This window comes from uncultured Croceicoccus sp. (assembly GCF_947496385.1).
Lineage (GTDB): Bacteria > Pseudomonadota > Alphaproteobacteria > Sphingomonadales > Sphingomonadaceae > Croceicoccus.
On the sequence record NZ_CANMCP010000002.1, the window covers coordinates 215,184 to 234,328 of the forward strand.

General features: G+C 67.9%; 18 protein-coding genes. 11 read left to right on the forward strand and 7 right to left on the reverse strand.

Going from position 1 to position 19,145, the window contains the following annotated elements; genetic code table 11:
- Positions 1 to 39: 39 nt before the first annotated feature.
- Positions 40 to 504, reverse strand: coding sequence for a peptidylprolyl isomerase (locus tag Q0897_RS04795; RefSeq protein WP_202085516.1), 465 nt, complete (start codon positions 502 to 504; stop codon positions 40 to 42).
- A gap of 212 nt (positions 505 to 716) precedes the next feature.
- On the opposite strand from Q0897_RS04795, the gene mgtE reads away from it, so the two are divergent.
- The 3 genes from mgtE to Q0897_RS04810 are packed head-to-tail and all read left to right on the forward strand — an operon-like array spanning position 717 to position 2,886.
- Complete coding sequence (gene mgtE / locus Q0897_RS04800) at positions 717 to 2,135, forward strand: magnesium transporter (protein ID WP_299308160.1); 1,419 nt, start codon at positions 717 to 719, stop codon at positions 2,133 to 2,135.
- Between the two features lie 47 nt (positions 2,136 to 2,182).
- Positions 2,183 to 2,578, forward strand: coding sequence for a DUF1489 family protein (locus Q0897_RS04805; protein ID WP_202085518.1), 396 nt, complete (start codon positions 2,183 to 2,185; stop codon positions 2,576 to 2,578).
- Between the two features lie 59 nt (positions 2,579 to 2,637).
- A complete protein-coding gene (locus tag Q0897_RS04810; RefSeq protein ID WP_299307917.1) occupies positions 2,638 to 2,886 on the forward strand; it encodes a hypothetical protein in 249 nt (82 codons plus the stop codon).
- 30 nt (positions 2,887 to 2,916) lie between these two features.
- Here the strand turns inward: Q0897_RS04810 and nudC are convergent, their stop codons facing one another.
- Complete coding sequence (nudC, locus tag Q0897_RS04815) at positions 2,917 to 3,804, reverse strand: NAD(+) diphosphatase (RefSeq protein ID WP_299307918.1); 888 nt, start codon at positions 3,802 to 3,804, stop codon at positions 2,917 to 2,919.
- A 26-nt stretch (positions 3,805 to 3,830) separates the two neighbouring features.
- Entirely contained in the window at positions 3,831 to 4,862 is a 1,032-nt protein-coding gene (locus Q0897_RS04820; protein WP_299308162.1) for an A/G-specific adenine glycosylase, read from the reverse strand.
- A 66-nt stretch (positions 4,863 to 4,928) separates the two neighbouring features.
- Between Q0897_RS04820 and Q0897_RS04825 the strand changes: the two genes are divergently transcribed.
- From Q0897_RS04825 to Q0897_RS04850, 6 genes are all read left to right on the forward strand, one after another.
- Positions 4,929 to 5,477 carry a DciA family protein gene (locus Q0897_RS04825; RefSeq protein WP_299307919.1) on the forward strand — a complete coding sequence of 183 codons (549 nt, stop codon included), beginning with the start codon at positions 4,929 to 4,931 and terminating at the stop codon, positions 5,475 to 5,477.
- Positions 5,477 to 6,160 carry a thioredoxin domain-containing protein gene (locus Q0897_RS04830; RefSeq protein WP_299307920.1) on the forward strand — a complete coding sequence of 228 codons (684 nt, stop codon included), beginning with the start codon at positions 5,477 to 5,479 and terminating at the stop codon, positions 6,158 to 6,160. The genes Q0897_RS04825 and Q0897_RS04830 overlap by 1 nt, the downstream gene beginning before the upstream one ends.
- Positions 6,161 to 6,296: 136 nt before the next feature.
- Entirely contained in the window at positions 6,297 to 7,055 is a 759-nt protein-coding gene (locus Q0897_RS04835; RefSeq protein WP_299307921.1) for a thioredoxin domain-containing protein, read from the forward strand.
- Between the two features lie 40 nt (positions 7,056 to 7,095).
- Positions 7,096 to 10,521: an AAA family ATPase gene (locus Q0897_RS04840; protein WP_299307922.1), complete on the forward strand. Its 3,426-nt coding sequence runs from the start codon at positions 7,096 to 7,098 to the stop codon at positions 10,519 to 10,521.
- Positions 10,522 to 10,534: 13 nt separating this feature from the next.
- A complete protein-coding gene (locus Q0897_RS04845) occupies positions 10,535 to 11,002 on the forward strand; it encodes a PH domain-containing protein (RefSeq protein WP_299307923.1) in 468 nt (155 codons plus the stop codon).
- Complete coding sequence (locus Q0897_RS04850) at positions 10,999 to 12,537, forward strand: PH domain-containing protein (protein WP_299307924.1); 1,539 nt, start codon at positions 10,999 to 11,001, stop codon at positions 12,535 to 12,537. The genes Q0897_RS04845 and Q0897_RS04850 overlap by 4 nt, the downstream gene beginning before the upstream one ends.
- 3 nt (positions 12,538 to 12,540) lie before the next feature.
- Here Q0897_RS04850 and ubiA read toward each other — a convergent pair whose 3' ends face one another.
- Positions 12,541 to 13,449 (reverse strand): 4-hydroxybenzoate octaprenyltransferase, encoded by a 909-nt coding sequence (gene ubiA / locus Q0897_RS04855; RefSeq protein WP_299307925.1) that lies wholly within the window; start codon positions 13,447 to 13,449, stop codon positions 12,541 to 12,543.
- Between the two features lie 55 nt (positions 13,450 to 13,504).
- Here ubiA and Q0897_RS04860 point away from each other — a divergent pair, with 55 nt between their 5' ends.
- Both Q0897_RS04860 and Q0897_RS04865 read left to right on the forward strand, forming a co-directional pair.
- The gene (locus tag Q0897_RS04860; RefSeq protein ID WP_299307927.1) at positions 13,505 to 14,269 is read left to right on the forward strand and encodes a 16S rRNA (uracil(1498)-N(3))-methyltransferase; all 765 of its coding nucleotides are present in this window, start codon (positions 13,505 to 13,507) and stop codon (positions 14,267 to 14,269) included.
- Between the two features lie 44 nt (positions 14,270 to 14,313).
- Entirely contained in the window at positions 14,314 to 15,687 is a 1,374-nt protein-coding gene (locus tag Q0897_RS04865; RefSeq protein WP_299307928.1) for a glutamate--cysteine ligase, read from the forward strand.
- Positions 15,688 to 15,729: 42 nt separating this feature from the next.
- Here Q0897_RS04865 and Q0897_RS04870 read toward each other — a convergent pair whose 3' ends face one another.
- The 3 genes from Q0897_RS04870 to Q0897_RS04880 all read right to left on the reverse strand — a co-directional run bounded on the left by Q0897_RS04870 (position 15,730) and on the right by Q0897_RS04880 (position 19,139).
- On the reverse strand, positions 15,730 to 17,031 hold the full coding sequence (locus Q0897_RS04870; protein ID WP_299308163.1) for a PQQ-binding-like beta-propeller repeat protein: 1,302 nt from the start codon (positions 17,029 to 17,031) through the stop codon (positions 15,730 to 15,732).
- An 81-nt stretch (positions 17,032 to 17,112) separates the two neighbouring features.
- A complete protein-coding gene (locus Q0897_RS04875; protein ID WP_299307930.1) occupies positions 17,113 to 17,892 on the reverse strand; it encodes a tetratricopeptide repeat protein in 780 nt (259 codons plus the stop codon).
- A gap of 152 nt (positions 17,893 to 18,044) precedes the next feature.
- Positions 18,045 to 19,139, reverse strand: coding sequence for a glycosyltransferase (locus Q0897_RS04880; protein ID WP_299307932.1), 1,095 nt, complete (start codon positions 19,137 to 19,139; stop codon positions 18,045 to 18,047).
- Positions 19,140 to 19,145: the final 6 nt, after the last annotated feature.

Consider the following 19,145-nt stretch of genomic DNA (forward strand, 5'->3'; position numbering starts at 1 on the left):
TCGCCCCCGCGGCCTTTTTTCACATCGTGCGACGCAGGCTCAGCCCACCGTCGCCTTGACGATCGTGCCGGGTTCGCGCGGCGGCTCGCCCTTGGGCAATGCGTCGACATGGTCCATGCCGCTCTCAACCTGGCCCCAGACGGTATATTGCCGATCGAGGAAGCTCGCATCGTCGAAGCAGATGAAGAACTGGCTGTTCGCGCTGTTCGGATCCTGCGTGCGCGCCATCGAGCAGGTGCCGCGCACGTGCTTGTGATCGTTGAATTCCTGTTTCAGGTCCGGCTTCTTCGATCCGCCCATGCCGGTGCCGTTGGGGCAGCCGCCCTGCGCCATGAAACCGGGAATCACGCGGTGGAACTTCACCCCGTCATAGAACCCTTCGCTCGCCAGCTCCTTGATCCGGGCGACGTGGTTGGGTGCGATGTCGGGAAGCAGCTTGATGACGACATCGCCGCCCTCGCCATTGCCGGTGTCCAGCGTGAAGGTCAGTGTTTCGTCGGCCATGCAATCTCCTGATACTAATCGGGCGGGAACGTCCCGCCATTGGCTGGCCCCGATATAGGAAGGGCGTCCGCAAAGTCATCCCCGCGTTTTACCGAGTTTTTCCCGGAACTTGTCGACAGGTTTTTCCACAATGCGCCCGAGGCGCGCTTCGCGGTTGATTTAATGGCGCCGCCGCCTATCCCTCGTCGCCGATGGACCGCGACGAACACGCCATGATGGACGATTCCGCAGGGGAGTCCGCGCGCCTCGCCGCCGATCTCGACGCGCGTGAGGAACGGCTCGACGAGGATGACCGGCTGAGGCCCGAATTCGTCGAGGAAGTGCGCGAGGCGCTCGAGGAAGACGAGCGGCAGCGCGTCTACGATCTGGTCGAACCGCTCCACCCCGCCGACATCGCCGATCTATTCGAGATTTTCGCCCGCGAGGAACGCCCCGCACTGGGCGCCGCCATTGCCGAGCTGATGAACAGCGAGGTCATCGCCGAGCTGAACGAGCACGTGCGCGACGAGCTTATCGCCGCATTGTCGCCCGATGCCGTCGCGCAGATCGCCGAACAGCTCGAAACCGACGACGCCGTCGCCCTGATCGAGGATCTGGACGAGAATGAGCGCGACGCCGTCCTTGCCGAGATGGACCCCGGCGACCGCGCCGCCATCGAAAGCGCGCTGTCCTTTCCCGAGGAATCGGCGGGCCGTTTGATGCAGCGCGACCTGGTCGCGGTGCCCGAGCATATCACCGTCGGCGACCTCATCGATTACCTGCGCGAAAACGCCGATCTTTCGACCGAATTCTGGGAAGTGTTCGTCGTCGATCCCGCGCACCGCCCGGTCGGCACGTGCCAGCTATCGTGGATCCTTCGCGTGCCGCGCAATATCGCGATTTCCGACGTGATGAAGCGGGACCAGACCTTGATCCCCGTGGAAATGGACCAGGAAGAGGTCGCGCTCCGCTTTCAGAAATACGCCCTGATTTCCGCCGCCGTGGTCGATGGTTCCGGCCGCCTGCTCGGCCAGATTACCGCCGACGACATCGTCCACATCATGTCGGAAGAGGCTGGCGAGGACGCATTGCTCATGTCCGGCGCGGGCGAAGGCGACATCAACGAGCCGATTCGCCAATCCTATACCGAGCGTGTGCGCTGGCTCATCGCGAATCTGGGCACGGCGCTCATCGCCTCGCTCATCATCGCGAGCTTCGGCGCCGCGATCGAACGGCTCGTCGCGCTCGCCGTGCTCATGCCGATCGTGGCCAGCATCGGCGGCAATGCGGGGACGCAAACGATGGCGGTCGCGGTGCGCGCGCTCGCCACCAATCAGCTTACCCGGTCGAACACCCGGCGCGTGATATGGCGCGAAATGCGGGTCGCCCTGCTCAACGGCGGGACGGTCGCGGTGCTCATCGGTGCGGCGACGGCGTTCATCTTTACCCCGATGCTGGGCGCGGTGATCGGGGCGGCGGTCGTCATCAATATCGTCACCGCCGGTTTCGCGGGCGTCGCCGTGCCCGTATTGTTCGACCGGATGAATCAGGATCCGGCCGTGGCATCGTCCGTGTTCGTCACGATGATTACCGATTCCATGGGTTTCTTCGCGTTTCTCGGCCTCGCGGTGGCGAGCGGGCTGACGGGATGAAACGCGCGGCGCTGGCACATGGCGCCGCTGCTCCCTAGATAGGCATCATGCCGCTCAACATGACCAAGATCGCCTTTCGCGCCAATGGCGTCGACGGCCTGCGCCAGCGGATCGCCGCGCACGAGGCCGAGTTTCGTATCAACACCCGCTACATCCCGAAACGGCACGAGGAGATGATCGGCGGCTCGCTCTACTGGATCGTGGACCATGCCATCGTCGGGAGGAGCGAGATCCGCGCCTTCGAAAAGCGTGAGGATGGCCGGTATGACATCGTGCTCGCCCCCGAACTGATCGCGGTGGAAACCCGGCCCAAGCGTGCGCATCAAGGCTGGCGCTATCTGGAGGAGGCGGACGCGCCGCGCGACCTTCCCGAGGGCGCGGATCCGGGCGACGTGCTTCCGGGCCGTCTGCTCAACCGTCTGACGAAGCTGGGCCTCGTCTGAGCGAGAACGACGGAACGTGTGCCCTCCCCGGCCCGTTGACCGGGTAAAGGAGAAAGCACATGCCAGAACGCCAATCGCGTCACCCCGACAATGACATCATCGATGCGGCACAGGAACAGGCCACCCCGTCGCAGCAAGGCTCCGCCGGCGGCGACCTGGAACGCCGCGTGGGCAAGCGGGCGGAGGAGAAGAACGCCTTCACCCCCGAAAATCAGGTCGAACGCGTCACCGGACAGGATCAGCCCGCACAGGACGCGCAAAAGGGTGAAAAGACCCGCGCTGCGATACAGTCCGAACGCGCGGACTGAACCGACGACTGAACCCACAGGGGCGCGGGTTCAGCCCCGCTCCCACCATTCGCAGATCAGCCGATGCGCGATGGCATAGGCAGGCGGCATCGAAAATCCCGCCCCGGCCTTTCCATCGCGCGCATCGGCGATCTGCGCCCGCGTGAACCAGCGCGCATCCTCCAGCTCGTTTTCGTCCACGGTGATACGGTCATCGTCGGCATGCGCATGGCAACCCAGCATCAATTGCGAGGGAAACGGCCATGCCTGGCTCGCCCGATAGGTGACGTCGCGGACGCGGACGCCCGCCTCCTCCATCACCTCGCGCGCGACCGCATCCTCCAGCGTTTCGCCCGGTTCGACAAAGCCGGCGAGCGCGGAATACATGCCGGCGGGAAAGCCCGCCTGCCGCCCGAGCAGCAGCACGCGTTCGCCATCGGGGCGGCGGTGTTCCACGGTCATGATCGCCACCGGGTCGGAACGCGGATAATGCGTCGCGGCGCAGGCCGGATCGGTGCAGTCCCGCTGCCACCCGCCCCGCGCGATACGCGTCGGCGCACCGCACACGGCACAGAACCGGTGGCGCGCGTGCCAGTCGGCCATGCTCCGCGCGCAGGCGAACACGGCGAACTCATCCGAATGCAGCCGCGCGGCAAGGTCGCGCACGGCGCGCATCGGCACCGGATCGCTGATCGCCGGGACCGCCGCGAAACAGCCCCGCTCCCCATCGAGACCGAGGAATACCAGCTCTGACCCCTCCGGCGCGTCGGACAGCGCGGTCCAGCGCAGCCGGTCCTGCGCATCGAAATCGGGCGCCATGCCGGCCATCGACAAAAGCCGCGCATCGCCCCGAAGCAGCGCAGCGATCGCCTCGCTATCTCCGCGCAAATGGACGGCACGGTCGATGAAACAGGGCTTTGCGGCGGCGGGTGTGGACATGGTGCGGTTCCTCTCGGCCACCATCCCTAATCCGCCGTATCGCAAAGCGCCAGCCGCACCGCCTTTGCAAACAAGGTCGGCAGCCCGGCCTCCGCGATCCGGTCGAGAGGCCACCACTGACCCTCCGGCAGATTGCGCCGGGTCGCGAGTTCCGTCCTCATGACCGAGAGCGACAGGGCAAAATGGGTAAAGCCATGATCGACGGTCCCGTCCGCCCTGGTCCAGTCGGCCGGAAACGGGGCCATGCCGTCCCCGTCCCGTCCCGCTGCCCAGCCATCGTCGGGCAAGGCCCACATCCCGCCAAGCATCTCCCGCCCCGCCCGCCGGACAAGCAGGACATCACCGTCATGCACGGCGGCGAACGCGGTGCCGCGGCGGTCGGGCCGGGGTTTCTTCGGCAATTTGCGGGGCAGTTCGGCGGCCACGCCCTGCTCGCGTCCCAAGCAACCGGCGTTCAACGGACATCCGGGGCAATCCGGCCCCTTGGGCGTGCAGATCGTCGCGCCGAGGTCCATCATCGCCTGCGCGAAATCGCCGGCGCGCATGTCGGGCGTGATCGCGTCCGTTGCGGCACGGATCGTGGGGCGCGATTTCGGGAGCGGTTCCGTGATTGCGAACAGGCGCGAAACCACCCGTTCGACATTTGCATCGACGACGACCGCCCGCCTGCCGAACGCGATTGCCGCAATCGCCGCCGCGGTATAGGCGCCGACACCGGGCAGGGCGCGCAACCCCTCCTCCGTATCGGGAAAGCCGCCGCGCAGGCTCACCGCCCTTGCACAGGCCAGCAGGTTGCGCGCCCGTGCATAATAGCCAAGCCCCGCCCATGCCGCCATGACCGCATCGTCGTCCGCCGCCGCGAGCGCGTCCACATCGGGCCAGCGCGCGGTGAATTGCCCGAAATAGGGGCGCACGGCGGCCACCGTGGTCTGCTGCAACATGATTTCCGACAGCCACACGCGGTAGGGATCGGGCCGCGCCTTCGAACCGGGCGGGGTCCGCCACGGCAGATCGCGCGCAAAGGCATCGTACCATGACAGCAACAGGCGCGCGGGCATGGGGTCGGGTTCGAACATCTGGGAACTGGTCTTCACGCCCGGTTCTATGGCATGGGCGGTGCATCAATGAAAAGCGACTCCGCCAAACCTGCAAAACCGCGCAAAGGCGCCGCCAAGCCGTATGAGCGTCCGCGCGGCGGCGGGGCGAAGCCGATTGCCGATCTCATGCCGCAGATCGGGCGAACCGCGTTTCGCCGCTTCGGTTTCGTGCAGTCGAGCATCGTCACGCGCTGGCCCGAGATCGTCGGGGCCGAACACGCGCGCGTCACCGCCCCCGAATCCATCCGCTTTCCCCCCGGCGAAAAGGCGGATGGCACGCTCAACCTCGTGGTGCTGCCCGCGCATGCCCCGCTCATTCAGCATGTCGTACCCGACATTATCGAGCGGGTGAACCGGTTCTTCGGCTATCGCGCGATACAGCGGGTGAAGATCCGGCAAGGCGCGGTTCAGCCGCCGAAGGACAATGGGGCACGGCCGGCGGCGCCCCCATCGCTCAAACCGATTTCGATGGAACTGGGCGAATCGCTGCGCGATATTGGCGATCCGGAACTTCGTACCGTGCTGGAATCGCTGGCACGCTCGATGGAATCGGCAGGGAACAGGACGAAGAACTGATGCGCATGATCTTGGCAGTACTCGGCACCGCGCTCGCCGCGAGCCTGGCCGCCACGCCCGCCGTATCGGCGCAGGAGAGTGCGACGACGCAGACCGCGCCGATGGCGGGCCACCTCATCGGCCGGGCCGATGCCGATATGCGGCTCGCCGAATATGTGAGCTATACCTGCCCGCATTGCGCGCATTTCGAGCAGGAGGCCGGCGACATGCTCAAGCTCGCCTATGCCCGGCCCGGCCATGTCGGGGTGGAGATTCGCCATCTCGTTCGCGACCCGCTCGACCTGACCGTGGCGCTGATCGCCAATTGCGGCAAGCCGGTGAATTTCGCCGCGAACCACGCCGTGTTGATGAAGGCGCAGCCGCAATGGCTCGATCGCATCCGCGCGACCACGCCTGCACAGCGGGCGCGTTACGAAACTGGCACCAACGCGGCCCGGCGGCAGGCGCTTGCCCGCGATGCGGGGCTGTACGACCTGATGAAGGGGCGCGGCTATACCCCGGCGGCGCTCGACCGCTGCATCGCGGACGATACCATGGCACAGACGCTCGCCACGCGCACGCGCCAATATGCCGAGGCCGGCGTCACCGGCACGCCCAGCTTCGCCATCGACGGGACGCTTCTTCCCGGCGTTCACGACTGGGCCGCGTTGAAGCCGGTGCTGGACGCGCGCATCCTGTCCTGAGGCCTTGCCCCTGCCCCGCCGGCCCGTTGTGGACAATCGCGGGGCCGCGCGGCATGGCGTTTGCCTCGTGCCGCGAATGGGCTATTCCATTGCGAACGATGCCCCTTTGTCCGTCATACGAGGATATTGCCCGATCATGATCCGCCTGCCCGCAAAGACCGCCTTTTTGGCTGCTCCGCTCATCCTCGCTCTCGCTGCCTGCGGTTCGGGCGAAGAGGAGGCCGCAGGTCCGGCCGCGGCGAATCGCGAACCGGTCGCCAGCGTCGCGGCGCCCGAGGGCCAGAGCTGGTCCGAGACGATCAGCCAGACGGCCGAGGGCGGCTATGTCATGGGCAACCCCGATGCGCCGATCAAGCTGATCGAATATGGCTCGCTCACCTGTAGCCATTGCGCCGAATTTTCGGGCGCGGCGATGGAGCCGCTGCGCACCGAATATGTCGATACAGGCCGCGTGAGTTTCGAGCTTCGCAATTTCGTGCGCGATCCGATCGACATCACCGGCGCGATGCTGACCCGGTGCGGCGCGGATGAAAGCTATTTCGCGCTCACCGACCAGTTCTGGGCGAATCAGCCGCAATTCTTCGAAGCCGTGCAGAACGCGGGCGAACAGGCGTATCAAAGCGCGATTTCCGCCCCGGACGATCAACGCTATGTCGCGATGGCCGACATCACCGGCATGTTCGATTTCTTTGCCGCGCGGGGCATTTCGCGCGATCAGGCGATCTCCTGCCTTCAGAATGCGCAAACCGCCACGCAGCTTGCCGAAAATACGCAGGCGCAGGGCGAGCAATTCGACATCACCGGCACGCCGACGTTCCTCATCAACGGACGCAAGATCGAGGCGCTGACCTGGCCGGAGGTGCAGACCGCGTTGCAGAACGCGGGCGCGCGGTGATCGAAGACCCGGCGATTCCGGGCGCGCAGCGGGCACGCTGATGCAATTCCGGCGGCTCCGGTTGAGCGGGTTCAAGAGTTTCGTCGAACCGACCGAACTGCATATCGAGCCCGGCCTGACCGGCGTCGTCGGCCCGAATGGCTGTGGCAAGTCCAACCTGTTCGAGGCGTTGCGCTGGGTCATGGGCGAATCCAGCCCCAAATCCATGCGCGGTTCCGGCATGGAGGACGTGATCTTTGCAGGGACACAGCGCCGCCCGCCGCGCAATTTCGCCGAGGTCGTGCTGCTCGCCGAAACCGACGATGGCGAGGACATGGAGGTCATGCGCCGCATCGAGAAGGATGCGGGCAGCGCCTATCGCCTGAACGGGCGGGACGTGCGGGCAAAGGACGTTTCGCTGATGTTCGCCGACGCGGCGACCGGCGCGCATAGCCCCGCTCTCGTCAGCCAGGGCCGCATCGCCGCCGTGATCGCGGCCAAGCCGGCGCAGCGTCGCGAAATGCTGGAGGAAGCGGCGGGCATCGCCGGGCTTCATGTCCGGCGGCGCGACGCGGAAAACAAGCTGCGCGCGACAGAGGCCAATCTTCAACGGCTCGACGAATTGCTGGCGCAGCTCGACAGCCGGATCGGCACCTTGCGGCGGCAGGCGAAGGCCGCGGAAAGATACCGCGAACTGTCCGACACGATCCGCAAGGGCGAGGCGCGGCTGCTCTTTGCCCGGTGGCGCGATGCGGCGATCGCAGCGGACACCGCGCGCGCCGCCGCACGGCAGGCGGAGGCCGACGTCGCCGCGGCGCAGGACACGCTGAACACCGCGACGAAAGCGCAGCGCGAGGGCGCCGAACGGCTCGCCGCGACGCGGGAGATCGTGGCCGACCGGCGCGACGATCTCAATGCGCAGGCGAACATGCTGGCCGTGCTGACCGGAAAGCTGGAGGCCGCAGAGGAAAAGCTCGCCGATCTCGACCGGCAGCACGCGCGGATGGAGGCGGACGAGGGCGATGCCAACCGCACCACGCGCGATGCCGCCGATGCGATTGGCCGGCTCGAACGCGAGGTCAAGGATGCAGAGGCGAAGCTGGCCGGGGACGAGGCCCGGCGCCCCGCCCTCGCCCAGGCGCAGGAACGGGCCGAACGCGACGCGCGCCAGGCGGAACTGACCCTCGCGCAGGCCATGGCGGAGCAGGCGCGGGTCGAGGCGGACTGGCGCGTGGCGGAGGCGGCGGTCTCGCAGGCGGAGCAGACGCTGGCCCGGTTGCGACGGGAAAAGGAGCAGCGCGCCGAGAAGGCCGCCGGGGCCGGCGATGCCGACGCGCTCGCCGCCGCGCTGGCTGAAGCGGACGAGCGCGTGGAGCGCGCAGAGGCCGCTTTGCACGGGGCGCGGGATACGCTCGACCGGGAAAGCGTCGCGCGGGAAGGCTTGCGCACCGCGCGCGACGATGCGGCAGGCGCGCTGTCGGCGGCAAAGGCGGAACTGGCAGGCGTCGCGCGCGAGCATGACGCGCTCGACCGGGACAGGATCGCGAGGGAAAAGGCCCGCGACCGGCAGAAGGGACAGCGCCGCGCAATCGACGCGGTCGCGGTGGAGCCGGGCTACGAACGGGCGCTTGCCGCGGTGCTGGGCCGGGATGCCGCCGCGCCGCTGGGCCGGCCGGGCGCGGAGGAAGATGGCCGGTTCTGGACCGGGGCGCCGCCCCCGCCCGCGATTCCCGGCAGCCTTGCCGACCATGTCCGCGATGCGCCCGATGAATTGCGCGCGCGGCTGGCGCTGGTCCGGGTGGCGGAACGCGACGATGGGGGCGCGCTGGCACCCGGCGAATGGCTGGTGACGATGGCGGGTGCCCTGCGCCGGTGGGACGGGTTCGTGGCGCGCGGCGAAGGGGCGGCGGAGGCGGCACGGCTGGAGGCGGCAAACCGGCTCGACGCGCTTGCCGCGCGGCTGCCGGAATTGACGGATGCGGTGGCACGCGCAGAGGCCGAGGCGGCGGATGCGAACGATGCGCTGCGCCAAGCGGGCGAGCGGCGCGGCGCGGCGGAGCGAACCCTTGCGCAGGCGGCAGAAGAACAGCGCAGCGCCCTGCGCGCCCGCGACCAGGCCGAAAGCGCGGTCGAACGACACGCCCGCCTTGCCGAGGAACTGGCCGAGAGGCTGGCCGAACTCGATACGCAGATTGCCGCCGCCGTGAAGCATCGCGACGAGGCGGCGGAGGCACGCGCCCGGTTGCCCGACCCGGCGGAACAGCGCGCGGCCCACGACGCGGCGCAGAAGGCGAACGACACCGCCCGCACCGCGATGCAGGCCGCGATGGCGGAGCTTGCCGCACTGGAGCAGCAGCTGGCCGTGGGGCGCGAACGCGTGATCGGGCTTAACAGCGACATGCGCGGATGGCAGGCGCGGGCCGGCGACGCGGCAAAGCGGCTGGCCGGGATGACCCGCCGGCGCGAACAGATTGAGGAGGAGCGCGCGATCACCGCCGCCCGGCCCGAAGCCTTGCACCGCGAAATTGCCGAGGCCGAAACGGCCCGCGACCGGCTTGCCGGCGAGTTGGCCGCCGCCGAAAGCGCCCATGCCGCCGCCGCCGAGGCCGCCCGCGCGGGCGAGACGGCCTTCAGCGCCGCGAACGAAGCGGTGTCGCAGGCCCGCGAACATCGCGCCGGTGCTACCGCCCGCGCCGAGAACGAGGAAGCGCGCCGCGGCGAACTCGCCCGCCTGTCGGGAGAGCGGTTTCAATGTCCGCCGCCCCTCCTCCCCGAGCGCGCCGCGTTCGAGAAGGACGATGTGGGCACGGCGCAAGGCGAGAGCGACACGCTCGACCGCCATGTCGCGGCGCGCGAACGGCTGGGCGCGGTCAATCTCGTCGCGGCGGACGAACTCGCCGAAGCCGAGGCGCAGCAGGGCACCAGCGCGCAGGAGCAGGCCGATCTTGCCGAGGCGGTCCATCGCCTGCGCGGTTCGATCGGCAGCCTGAACCGCGAGGGCCGCGAACGATTGCGGGCCGCCTTCGACGCGGTGGACGGGCATTTCCGTTCGCTGTTCACGACGCTCTTCGGCGGGGGGCAGGCGCATCTCGCCCTCGTCGACAGCGACGATCCGTTGCAGGCCGGCCTCGAAATCTATGCCCAGCCGCCGGGCAAGAAACTGCAATCGCTCACGCTTTTGTCGGGTGGAGAGCAGGCGCTGACGGCGGTCGCGCTGATCTTCGCTCTGTTCTTGACGAACCCGGCGCCGATCTGCGTGCTGGACGAGGTGGACGCGCCATTGGACGATGCGAATATCGATCGGTTCTGCGATCTTCTCGACGCGATGGTGCGCGAGACGCGAACGCGCTATCTCATCGTCACGCATAATGCTGTGACGATGAGCCGGATGCACCGCCTGTTCGGCGTGACCATGGTGGAACAGGGGGTGTCCCGGCTGGTCAGCGTGGATCTGGGCGGGGCGGAGGAATTGCTCGCCGCGGAATGAGGGGGACGCGATAATGGATGAAGACACGCTCGATCCGCTGCACCCGAACATGATCAAGGTGTTGCGGGTGCGCGCGATCCTGATGATTGTGCCGCTGGCCGTCGCCGCCATCGGCGCGGAGATTGCCGCCCCGCTGCCCACGGGCGCGATCATTGCGCCGGTCGCGCTCCTGCTGCTCGGCCTTGTCGCGGTGATGCCTCGCCGCCGCTACCGGCGCATGGGCTACCGCCTGACGCGCGACCGGTTGCGCGTGGTGCGCGGATGGTGGAACCGGCGCGATACGGTGGTTCCCTTTGGCAGGGTGCAGCATATCGACGTCAATGCGGAGGCGATCGAGCGGCTGTTCGGGCTCGCCACGCTGGTGGTGCATACGGCGGGGACGCATAATGCATCGGTCGCGGTGCCCGGGCTCCGCCACGACGATGCGCTCGCCATGCGGGAAACGATCCGCGCCTTCATCGCCGACGGCGAAGCGGGATGAGCGATCGGGCCGACGGCGGCGCGCTGATGCGCACGCATCCCTATGGCATTGCCGTGCGCGCGGCGAAGGGCGTGTGGCAGGGTGCGCTCGGCATCGCGGCGCTAGCGTTCGGCGCGCTGCGCGAGGATGTGCCCGACTGGGTCATCTGGACCGCGCCGGTCATCGTTGTGATCGCGGTCGTCGGCGGCGCATGCATCTCCTGGCGGCAGCTCGGCTATCGCGTGGGGACAGACGATATTCGTGTCGAACGCGGGCTTATCAATAAAGAGGCGCGGTCCATCCCCTACGACCGGATTCAGGACGTCAGCCTGTCGGAAACGCTGCTTTCGCGCCTGTTCGGGCTGGTCGAGGTGCAGTTCGAGACCGGCGCCGGCGGCAAGGAGGAGGTCACCCTCGCCTATGTCACCGCGGCAGAAGGCGCACGATTGCGCGAGCAGGTCCGCGATGCCCGCGCGCGCGTGTCCGGGGATGGCGGCCCGGCACGGGACCGGGGCGGCGATGGCACGGACGGCGCATCGCCGCCCACCGCAACCGAATCGGCGCAGACCGTTTTCGCCATGGACAACAGGCGGCTCGTCACCTTCGGCGCGTTCGAGTTCTCGCTTCTCGTCTTCGCGGTCCTCGCCGCCGGGTTTCAGCAGTTCGAATTCCTGCTTTCCCCCCTGATATGGGACGACGGCTTCTGGAAGGAAATCATTGGGCAGCAAGGGGAATATGTCGCCGCAGCGGGCGTCGCGCTGGCCATTGCGGGCGCGGTGCTCGGGCTGGGGGCGTTGCTGCTCGTCGGGTTCGTGACGGGGCTCGTTCGCACGATCCTTCGCGATTACCGGTTCCTCCTCGAACGGACGGAGAAAGGATTTCGCCGCCGCCGCGGACTTCTCACGCGCAGCGACGTGGTCATGCCGCTGCACCGCGTGCAGGCCGCGATCATCGGCACCGGCGCGATCCGGCGCCTCCTTGGCTGGCACGGATTGTCCTTCGTCAGCCTGGCGAGCGACAAATCGGACGCGAGCCATGTCGTCGCGCCCTTTGCCACCATGGCGGAAATCGCCCGGATCGTCGCGATCACCGGCATCGACCTGCCCGATGCGGAGACGCGCTGGCACAGGCCGGATGCGCGGTACTTCACCGATGCGGCGCTGATCGGGGCGGTTCCGCTGCTGCTGATCGCGGCGGGGCTGGCGGTTTCGCCGTACTGGCCCTTTGCCGCGATTCCGGTGCTTGTCGCCGGGCTGATCGCGGGGTCACGCTGGCTGCAATGGCGGCGGCATCGCCATGCGCTCGACGATGCGACATTGTTCGGACAGGTGGGCCTGCTCTCCCCCGAACTCACCGCCGCGCCCCGGATCCGGCTGCACAGCGTGGAGATCGCACAGGGTCCGCTGGCCCGGATGCGCGGCTATGCGCGTCTGAATTTCGGGCTGGCGGGCGGGAAGTTCGCGATTGCCGGCATCAGGCTCGACGAGGCGCGAGCGGTCCGCGCCCGCGTGCTCAACCATATTGCTGCGGTCGATTTTGCGCGCCTGCCGCGATAGTCGTCACATCCCGGCATTGCCCGCGACGAGACAGGCCAGCGCCATCAGCAATCCGGCAAACCGGTTCGAGCGGAACTTGGCGAGCGGATCGGCCGGATCGGCGGGCCGCAATGTCCCGATCTGCCATACAAAATGCAGCGCCATCGGCAACAGCGCCAAAAGCGCCAGCCAATGTTCCCGCAACAACCAGAACGCCGCCGCCCAGAACACCATCGCCGCAAGGTAGAAGCCCGCCACCCCGCCGCGCACCCGCCCGCCCAATGCCCGCGCGCTCGACCGCACGCCGACGAGCGCGTCATCCTCGATATCCTGCAGCGCGTAGATCGTGTCATAGCCGATGACCCAGCAGATCGCCCCGGCGTATAGCGCAGCCAGCACGCCCCACTGCGGCAGGCCGATTTCGACCCAGCCGACCAGCGCCCCCCAGCTGAACACCATGCCGAGCCACGCCTGCGGCCACCAGGTGATGCGCTTCATCAACGGATAGGCGGCCACCGGCAGAATGCTGGCCAGCGCGACGAGCTGTGCCTGCAACCGCAATTGCAGCAGCACGATCAACCCGACAATGCACAGCGCCCCCAGCCACAGCAGCGCCCGCGTCGCGGACACCGCCCCGCTGGCGAGCGGGCGCGTCGCGGTGCGCGCAACCTGCCGGTCAAGATCGCGGTCGAGAAAATCGTTCCACACGCAGCCCGCCCCGCGCATCGCGATCGACCCCAGCAGCAGCCAGAGCAGCAGCGGCCAGCGTTCCAGCCCGCCCGCAAGCAACACCCCCCACGCGCAGGGCCAGAAAAGCAGCCACCAGCCGATCGGCCGATCGAAACGGGCGAGGAGCGCGTAGGGCCGCGCCGGCGCGGGGAGCCAGGCGACGAGGCCGCGATATTGCGTGTCGGGCGTTGCGGTCACATCCATGCGCAGCGTGCTAGCGTCTTTTCGCGGCGAAGCGAAGCGGCTAGACGCTTGCCCCATGCCCGCAACCCCCGCCTGGCCGCCGCGCAGCGCCCCCCGCCTTTTCGTGCCCCACCCCCTGTCGCCGGGGAAGGACATCCGGATCGAGGGCAATGCCGCGCATTACCTCGCCCGCGTGATGCGCGTCGGGACAGGCGACGCGGTGATGCTGTGCGACGATGCGACCGGCGAATGGGCCGCCCGCGTGACCGACGTGGGCAAGCGCGCGGTGACCGCCGAAATCGTCGAACACATGCGCCCCCGCGAAACCGTGCCGGATTTCACGCTGTGCGCGGCGTTGCTGAAAAAACCGCGATTCGATCAGGTGCTGGAGAAGGCGACGGAACTGGGCGTGCGGCGGATCCAGCCGGTCGTGACACGGCGCTGCGTCGCCGATGCGCTCAACCTTGATCGCGCGCGTACCATCGTGACCGAAGCGGCTGAACAATGCGCGCGCACCGCCCTGCCCGAACTGTGCGAGCCGGTGCCGCTCGCCGCGTTGCTGCGCGACTGGGCCGATGACCGGGCGTTGTATTTCGCGGATGAAACGGGCGGAGCCGCGGCGGCGGCCGAATTTGCGCGCGGCCCGCGAACCGTCGCCCTGCTGACCGGGCCGGAGGGCGGCTTCGACGATGCCGAACGCGATGCGATCCGGGCCGTAGAGCCTGCGCGCGCGATCACGCTCGGCCCCCGTATCCTGCGCGGGGAAACCGCGACCTTTGCCGCGACGGCGCTGTGGATGGGGATTGCGGGCGACTGGGCGGCGGACACGCCTGTTCCATAAAATTGCGCTGGCATCGCGGGGCGCGGCGTCCTAACGCGCAGGGCATGAGTACGCGCAAAACCTCTGCCCAAGCCGCGCCGGTCATCGAGAGCCGCGACGCCCTGACCCGCCCGATGGCCGACGGGGAAAAGCCACCCGAAAACTGGCGCATCGGCACCGAACACGAAAAGCTGGTGTACAAACGCGGCGATCACCACGCGCCCAGCTATGACGAGCCGGGCGGCATTCGCGACATCCTCATAGGGCTTACCGAATTCGGATGGTCGCCGGTGGAGGAGAACGGCAAGGTCATCGCCATGTCCGGCCCCGACGGCACGGTCAGCCTGGAACCTGCGGGACAGCTCGAACTGTCGGGCGCGCCGCTTGAAAACCTGCACGAAACCTGCGCCGAAACCGGGCGGCATCTCGAACAGGTGAAGGCGATCGGCGAGCGTTTCGGTGTGGGTTTCCTCGGCGCCGGCATGTGGCCGGACAAGACGCGCGAGGAACTCCCCATGATGCCGAAGGGGCGGTACGACATCATGCGCCGCCACATGCCGCGCGTCGGCAATCTCGGTCTCGACATGATGCTGCGCACCTGCACGATACAGGTGAACCTCGATTACGAGAGCGAGGCCGACATGGTGGCCAAGTTCCGCGTCGGGCTCGCGCTCCAACCGCTGGCGACCGCATTGTTCGCCAATTCGCCGTTTCTGGAGGGCAAGCCGAACGGGTTCCTGTCCTATCGCAGCCATATCTGGTCCGACACCGATCCGCACCGCACCGGGATGCTACCCTTCGTGTTCGAGGATGGCTTCGGGTACGAACGCTATGCCGATTACATGCTCGACGTGCCGATGTATTTCGTGTTTCGCGACGGGAAATATATCGACGCGGCGGGCCATTCGTTTCGCGATTTCCTCGACGGCAAGCTGTCCGTCCTGCCCGGCGAAAAACCGACCGCCGCCGATTGGGAGGACCACATGTCCACCGCCTTTCCCGAGGTGCGGCTGAAAAGCTTCCTCGAAATGCGGGGGGCCGACGGGGGGCCGTGGAACCGCATCTGCGCGCTTCCGGCGCTTTGGGTGGGGCTGCTTTACGACCGGACCGCGCTCGCCGCGGCGTGGGATCTGGTCAAGGGCTGGACCATGGCCGAGCGCGAGGAACTGCGCGACGCGGTGCCGAAAATGGGGCTCACCGCGCCCTTGCCGGGCGGCGGCACGCTGCGCGACATCGCGGGCGAGGTGCTGTCCATCGCGAGGGCCGGATTGTCCGCGCGCGACCGCCGCAATGCGAGCGGGGACAACGAAACCGGCTTCCTCGAACCGCTGGACGAGGTGGTGCGCAGCGGCAAGACGCTCGCCGACAAATGCCTCGACCTGTATCACGGCGAATGGAACGGCGACGTGTCGCGCATCTACGGCGCGAAGAGCTTCTGATCATGGCGCGTCCGGCGCCACAAGCCGGACGCGGACCATGGCTTAGCGAAAGGCGGTGATCCGCCCGCTTTCGTCCAGCACGTAAAGCGTATTGTTCGCGACCACCGGGGCCAGCGATACGCCGGCGTTGAGTTCCGCCACCATGTTCGCCTCGCCACCGGCGGCATTCACCGCCCAAAGCTCGCCGCGCGAATTCGCGACCCAGAGCCGCTCCCCCGCAAGCACCGGCCCGGACCAGAAGATCTCGCCTTCCTTGTTCTTCGGCTTGCGATAATGGGCAAGCTGCGCGATCCAGCGGACCTTGCCGGTCGCGCGGCTGATCGCCAGCATCCGCGCATCGTCGGTAAGCGTGAAGATCCAGTCGCCCGCAACCGCAGGCGTCGAAATCCCGGCGAGGTTGAGTTCCCAGATCCGCTGCCCGGTAACCAGCTCGTAAGCCGCCATGCGCCCACCCTGACCCAGCGCATAGACGCGGCCCGAATCGATGATCGGATCGGCGTCAATGTCGGTCAGCGTGCCGACGGATGTCGAAATGCTGGTCCGCGAAAGCGCGTCGGCCCAGAGGTTGCGCCCGTTTTCATAGCGATAGGCGATCAACTCGCCGGAGGAATAGCCCGCGATCACCGTGCCCTGCCCCGCCGCGGGCGCCGCCACGCCGAACACGCCCGACTGACCCGAAGAGCCCGCCTCGGTCCAGTTCTGAGACCCGTCCTGCGAATCCAGCGCATAGATGCGGTTGTCCTGCGTCATCACGAACACCTCGCCGAATGCGAGCGTGGGCGCCCCGCGCAACGGCGAGTTCAGGTTCACGCGCCAGATTTCGGCCCCCGTCTGCGCGTCGAGCGCGGCAACCTCGCCAAGGCCCGTGGTCGCATAGACGCGCCCGTCGCCATAGCTGACCCCGCCGCCGAACAGCGAATTGCTGCCCGCGCCTTCGGATTCGAGCGAATGCTGCCACAGGCGCGCGCCGGTGTCCGCATCGAACGCCTGCACCGTTCCCGCGGTGTCATAGACGAACATCATGCCATTGCCGATGACCGGCGACGCGGCCAGCCGGCGGCGCGTATTGCCCCCGGCGATATCGACCGACCAGGCCCTGCTCGGCGAAGCGGACAGCGCGAGATGGCCATAGCTTTTCGAGGCAGACCCGCCCGCCTGCGCCCATTCGGCGTTCACCTGCTGCGCCGGGAGCACGACCGGCACGTTGGCCAGCGCCGGGTCCACCTTCGCGCCGCTCTCGATCTTGGACAGGATCGGGGTGCGATTGCCGACCGTCGGCGTGGTTTCGGGGTCCCCCTTGTCAAAAACGCTGCACGCGCCGAGCGAGACGGCAAGCACGGCCATCGCCGCACCGCGCAGGAAACCTGCGCCGCGCCGGCGGGTCGATGTCGGAAAATATGTGTTCAAAACCTGCATCCGATCCTCTTACGGCCGCGGCCTTGCGGCGCTGCCTTGTATGATATCCTCGACGACCTGCTGCGGATCGTCGACCGCGTCGGTGCCCAGCACGCCGGCCATCTGTCGCGCACGGGCGCGCAGCGATTGCGGCACGTCGTCCTCACGCGCGATCTGCGCGAACATGGCGCCGGCCTCGTCCTCGTTGCCCTGCTTGATCTGTGCCATGGCGACCAGCTCGCCCGCGCTGCCGAAAAACGGATTGCCGGGCGCCGCGATCGGGCCTAGCCGCGCGATCACATCGGCCGGTTCCATCGCGTCGAAATTGGCCGAAACCGCCCTTAGCCGCGCAAGATCGCGCAAGGCTTCGGGCGCATCGGCATCGTCGGCGACCAGATCGAACAGCCGCGTCGCCTCCGCCGCATCGCCCTGCTCAAGCGCGATGCCCGCCGCCGCCATGCGGGCAGGCGCGCGGTAGCCCGCAATGTCGGACTCCAGCAACGGGGCAAGCCGCTCGCTCGCCTCGTCGAGCCGATTCGCATCGATGCGGTCCATCGCGAGCGTCAGTTCGACAGCATCGGCCTCCGCCTCCGCGACTTGGCGCCCGTGCCACCAGACATAGCCGCCCAGCCCGATAATCACCAGGACCGCGACGATGAGCGCCGGCACGCCGTAGCGGCGCATCGCACTCTGCATCCGGTCCTGCCGCACGGCTTCGTCCACCTCGCGGCGGAACACGTCTTCCTGCGCCTTTTCTTGGCGGGCGAGGGCCTGCTGCCGGTCTTCGGGGGTTTTCGGGCGAAGCGCCAAGTTCATTGCCTTTCATGCGGTCGGTTCGCGCGGGGTCTAGGCGGCGCGACAGGGCTTTTCAATCGCCAATCCCTCTCGCCCATCCGGCCCCTGCATAGAGCGCTTAGCCCCTGAACCCGCGATGAAAGGGCAAACCGCCTCCCCGGCGCCCCTCAATCGAGATGCGGGATGTCGAGCAGCCCGGCGATCAGCGCGTGATACCCCGCGGGATCGGCGCGTTCCTTGGCATAAGACGCATTGGCCACCCCTGCCTCCGCCGCATTGTCGCCCGCGACCATACGGAACAGCGCATCGCGCAGGCCGTCGGCATCCTTTGCCCCGACAAGGCCGAACCGGCTTTCAGGCGGCAGCAGTTCGGACAAGGCACGCGGCCCGCGCACGATTACCGCGGAACCGGCCGCCATCGCCTCGGCCATGCCCACCGGCACCCCGCCGTCCGACGCGCACAGGACGACGTCGTAAAGGCCAGCGAAATCGGACGGCCCTGTAACCCTGTCGGTGGTCAGCACGCGGTCCTGCATCGCATCGGCCTCCGCCCGCGCGACGAGCGGTGCCGTTTCCTCGCGCCTCCCGAACAGCACCAGCCGCCAGTGATCCGCCATTTGCGGCAGCGCCCCCAGCACCGCATCGGCCACCGGTGCGACATCGCATGCCCGCGCCGCGATCCACCGTTCCGCCCCCCGCTTTACCAGCCGGGGCATCGCATCGGGACGCGGTTTCGCGCGCGGTGCCGACGGGAACAGCGGAGGCAGGATCTGCAAACTGCCCGCAGGGGGCGACCAGGCACGCGCGAATTCGGCCGCGCTGTCCATGGTCGGCACCACGATCGCGGGCGTTCTGGCAAAGGCGAGGCGTCGGCGAAAATCATGCAGCATCCCGCCGGCGAACCCGGCCACCCCGTCGTGCAGATGGAGCAGCGGCGGCAGGCCCAGCTGCCCTGCGAAAAACGTATGCGCCATCACCGGGTTCAACGCCCGGTCGCCATGCGTCACCACGAGATCGTAGCCGCGCATCGCCCGCGCCATCCGCGACAGCCGGCCCAGCCCCGCAACGCCCGAAAGCACAGGGAAATCAGGGCGGTAAAGCTGCAGCCTCGACGCCGTATCGTCATCGGCGAAAGGCGAATGGTTCTGCATCTTGGGCGGGAGGCCGCGGATCAGCCGCGCCGACCATGCCATCGCATCGGCATCGATACCGAGGTGCAGCAGCTTGCGCACCTTGAACACCTTGATCTTCTTCTTCGCCATGACAGG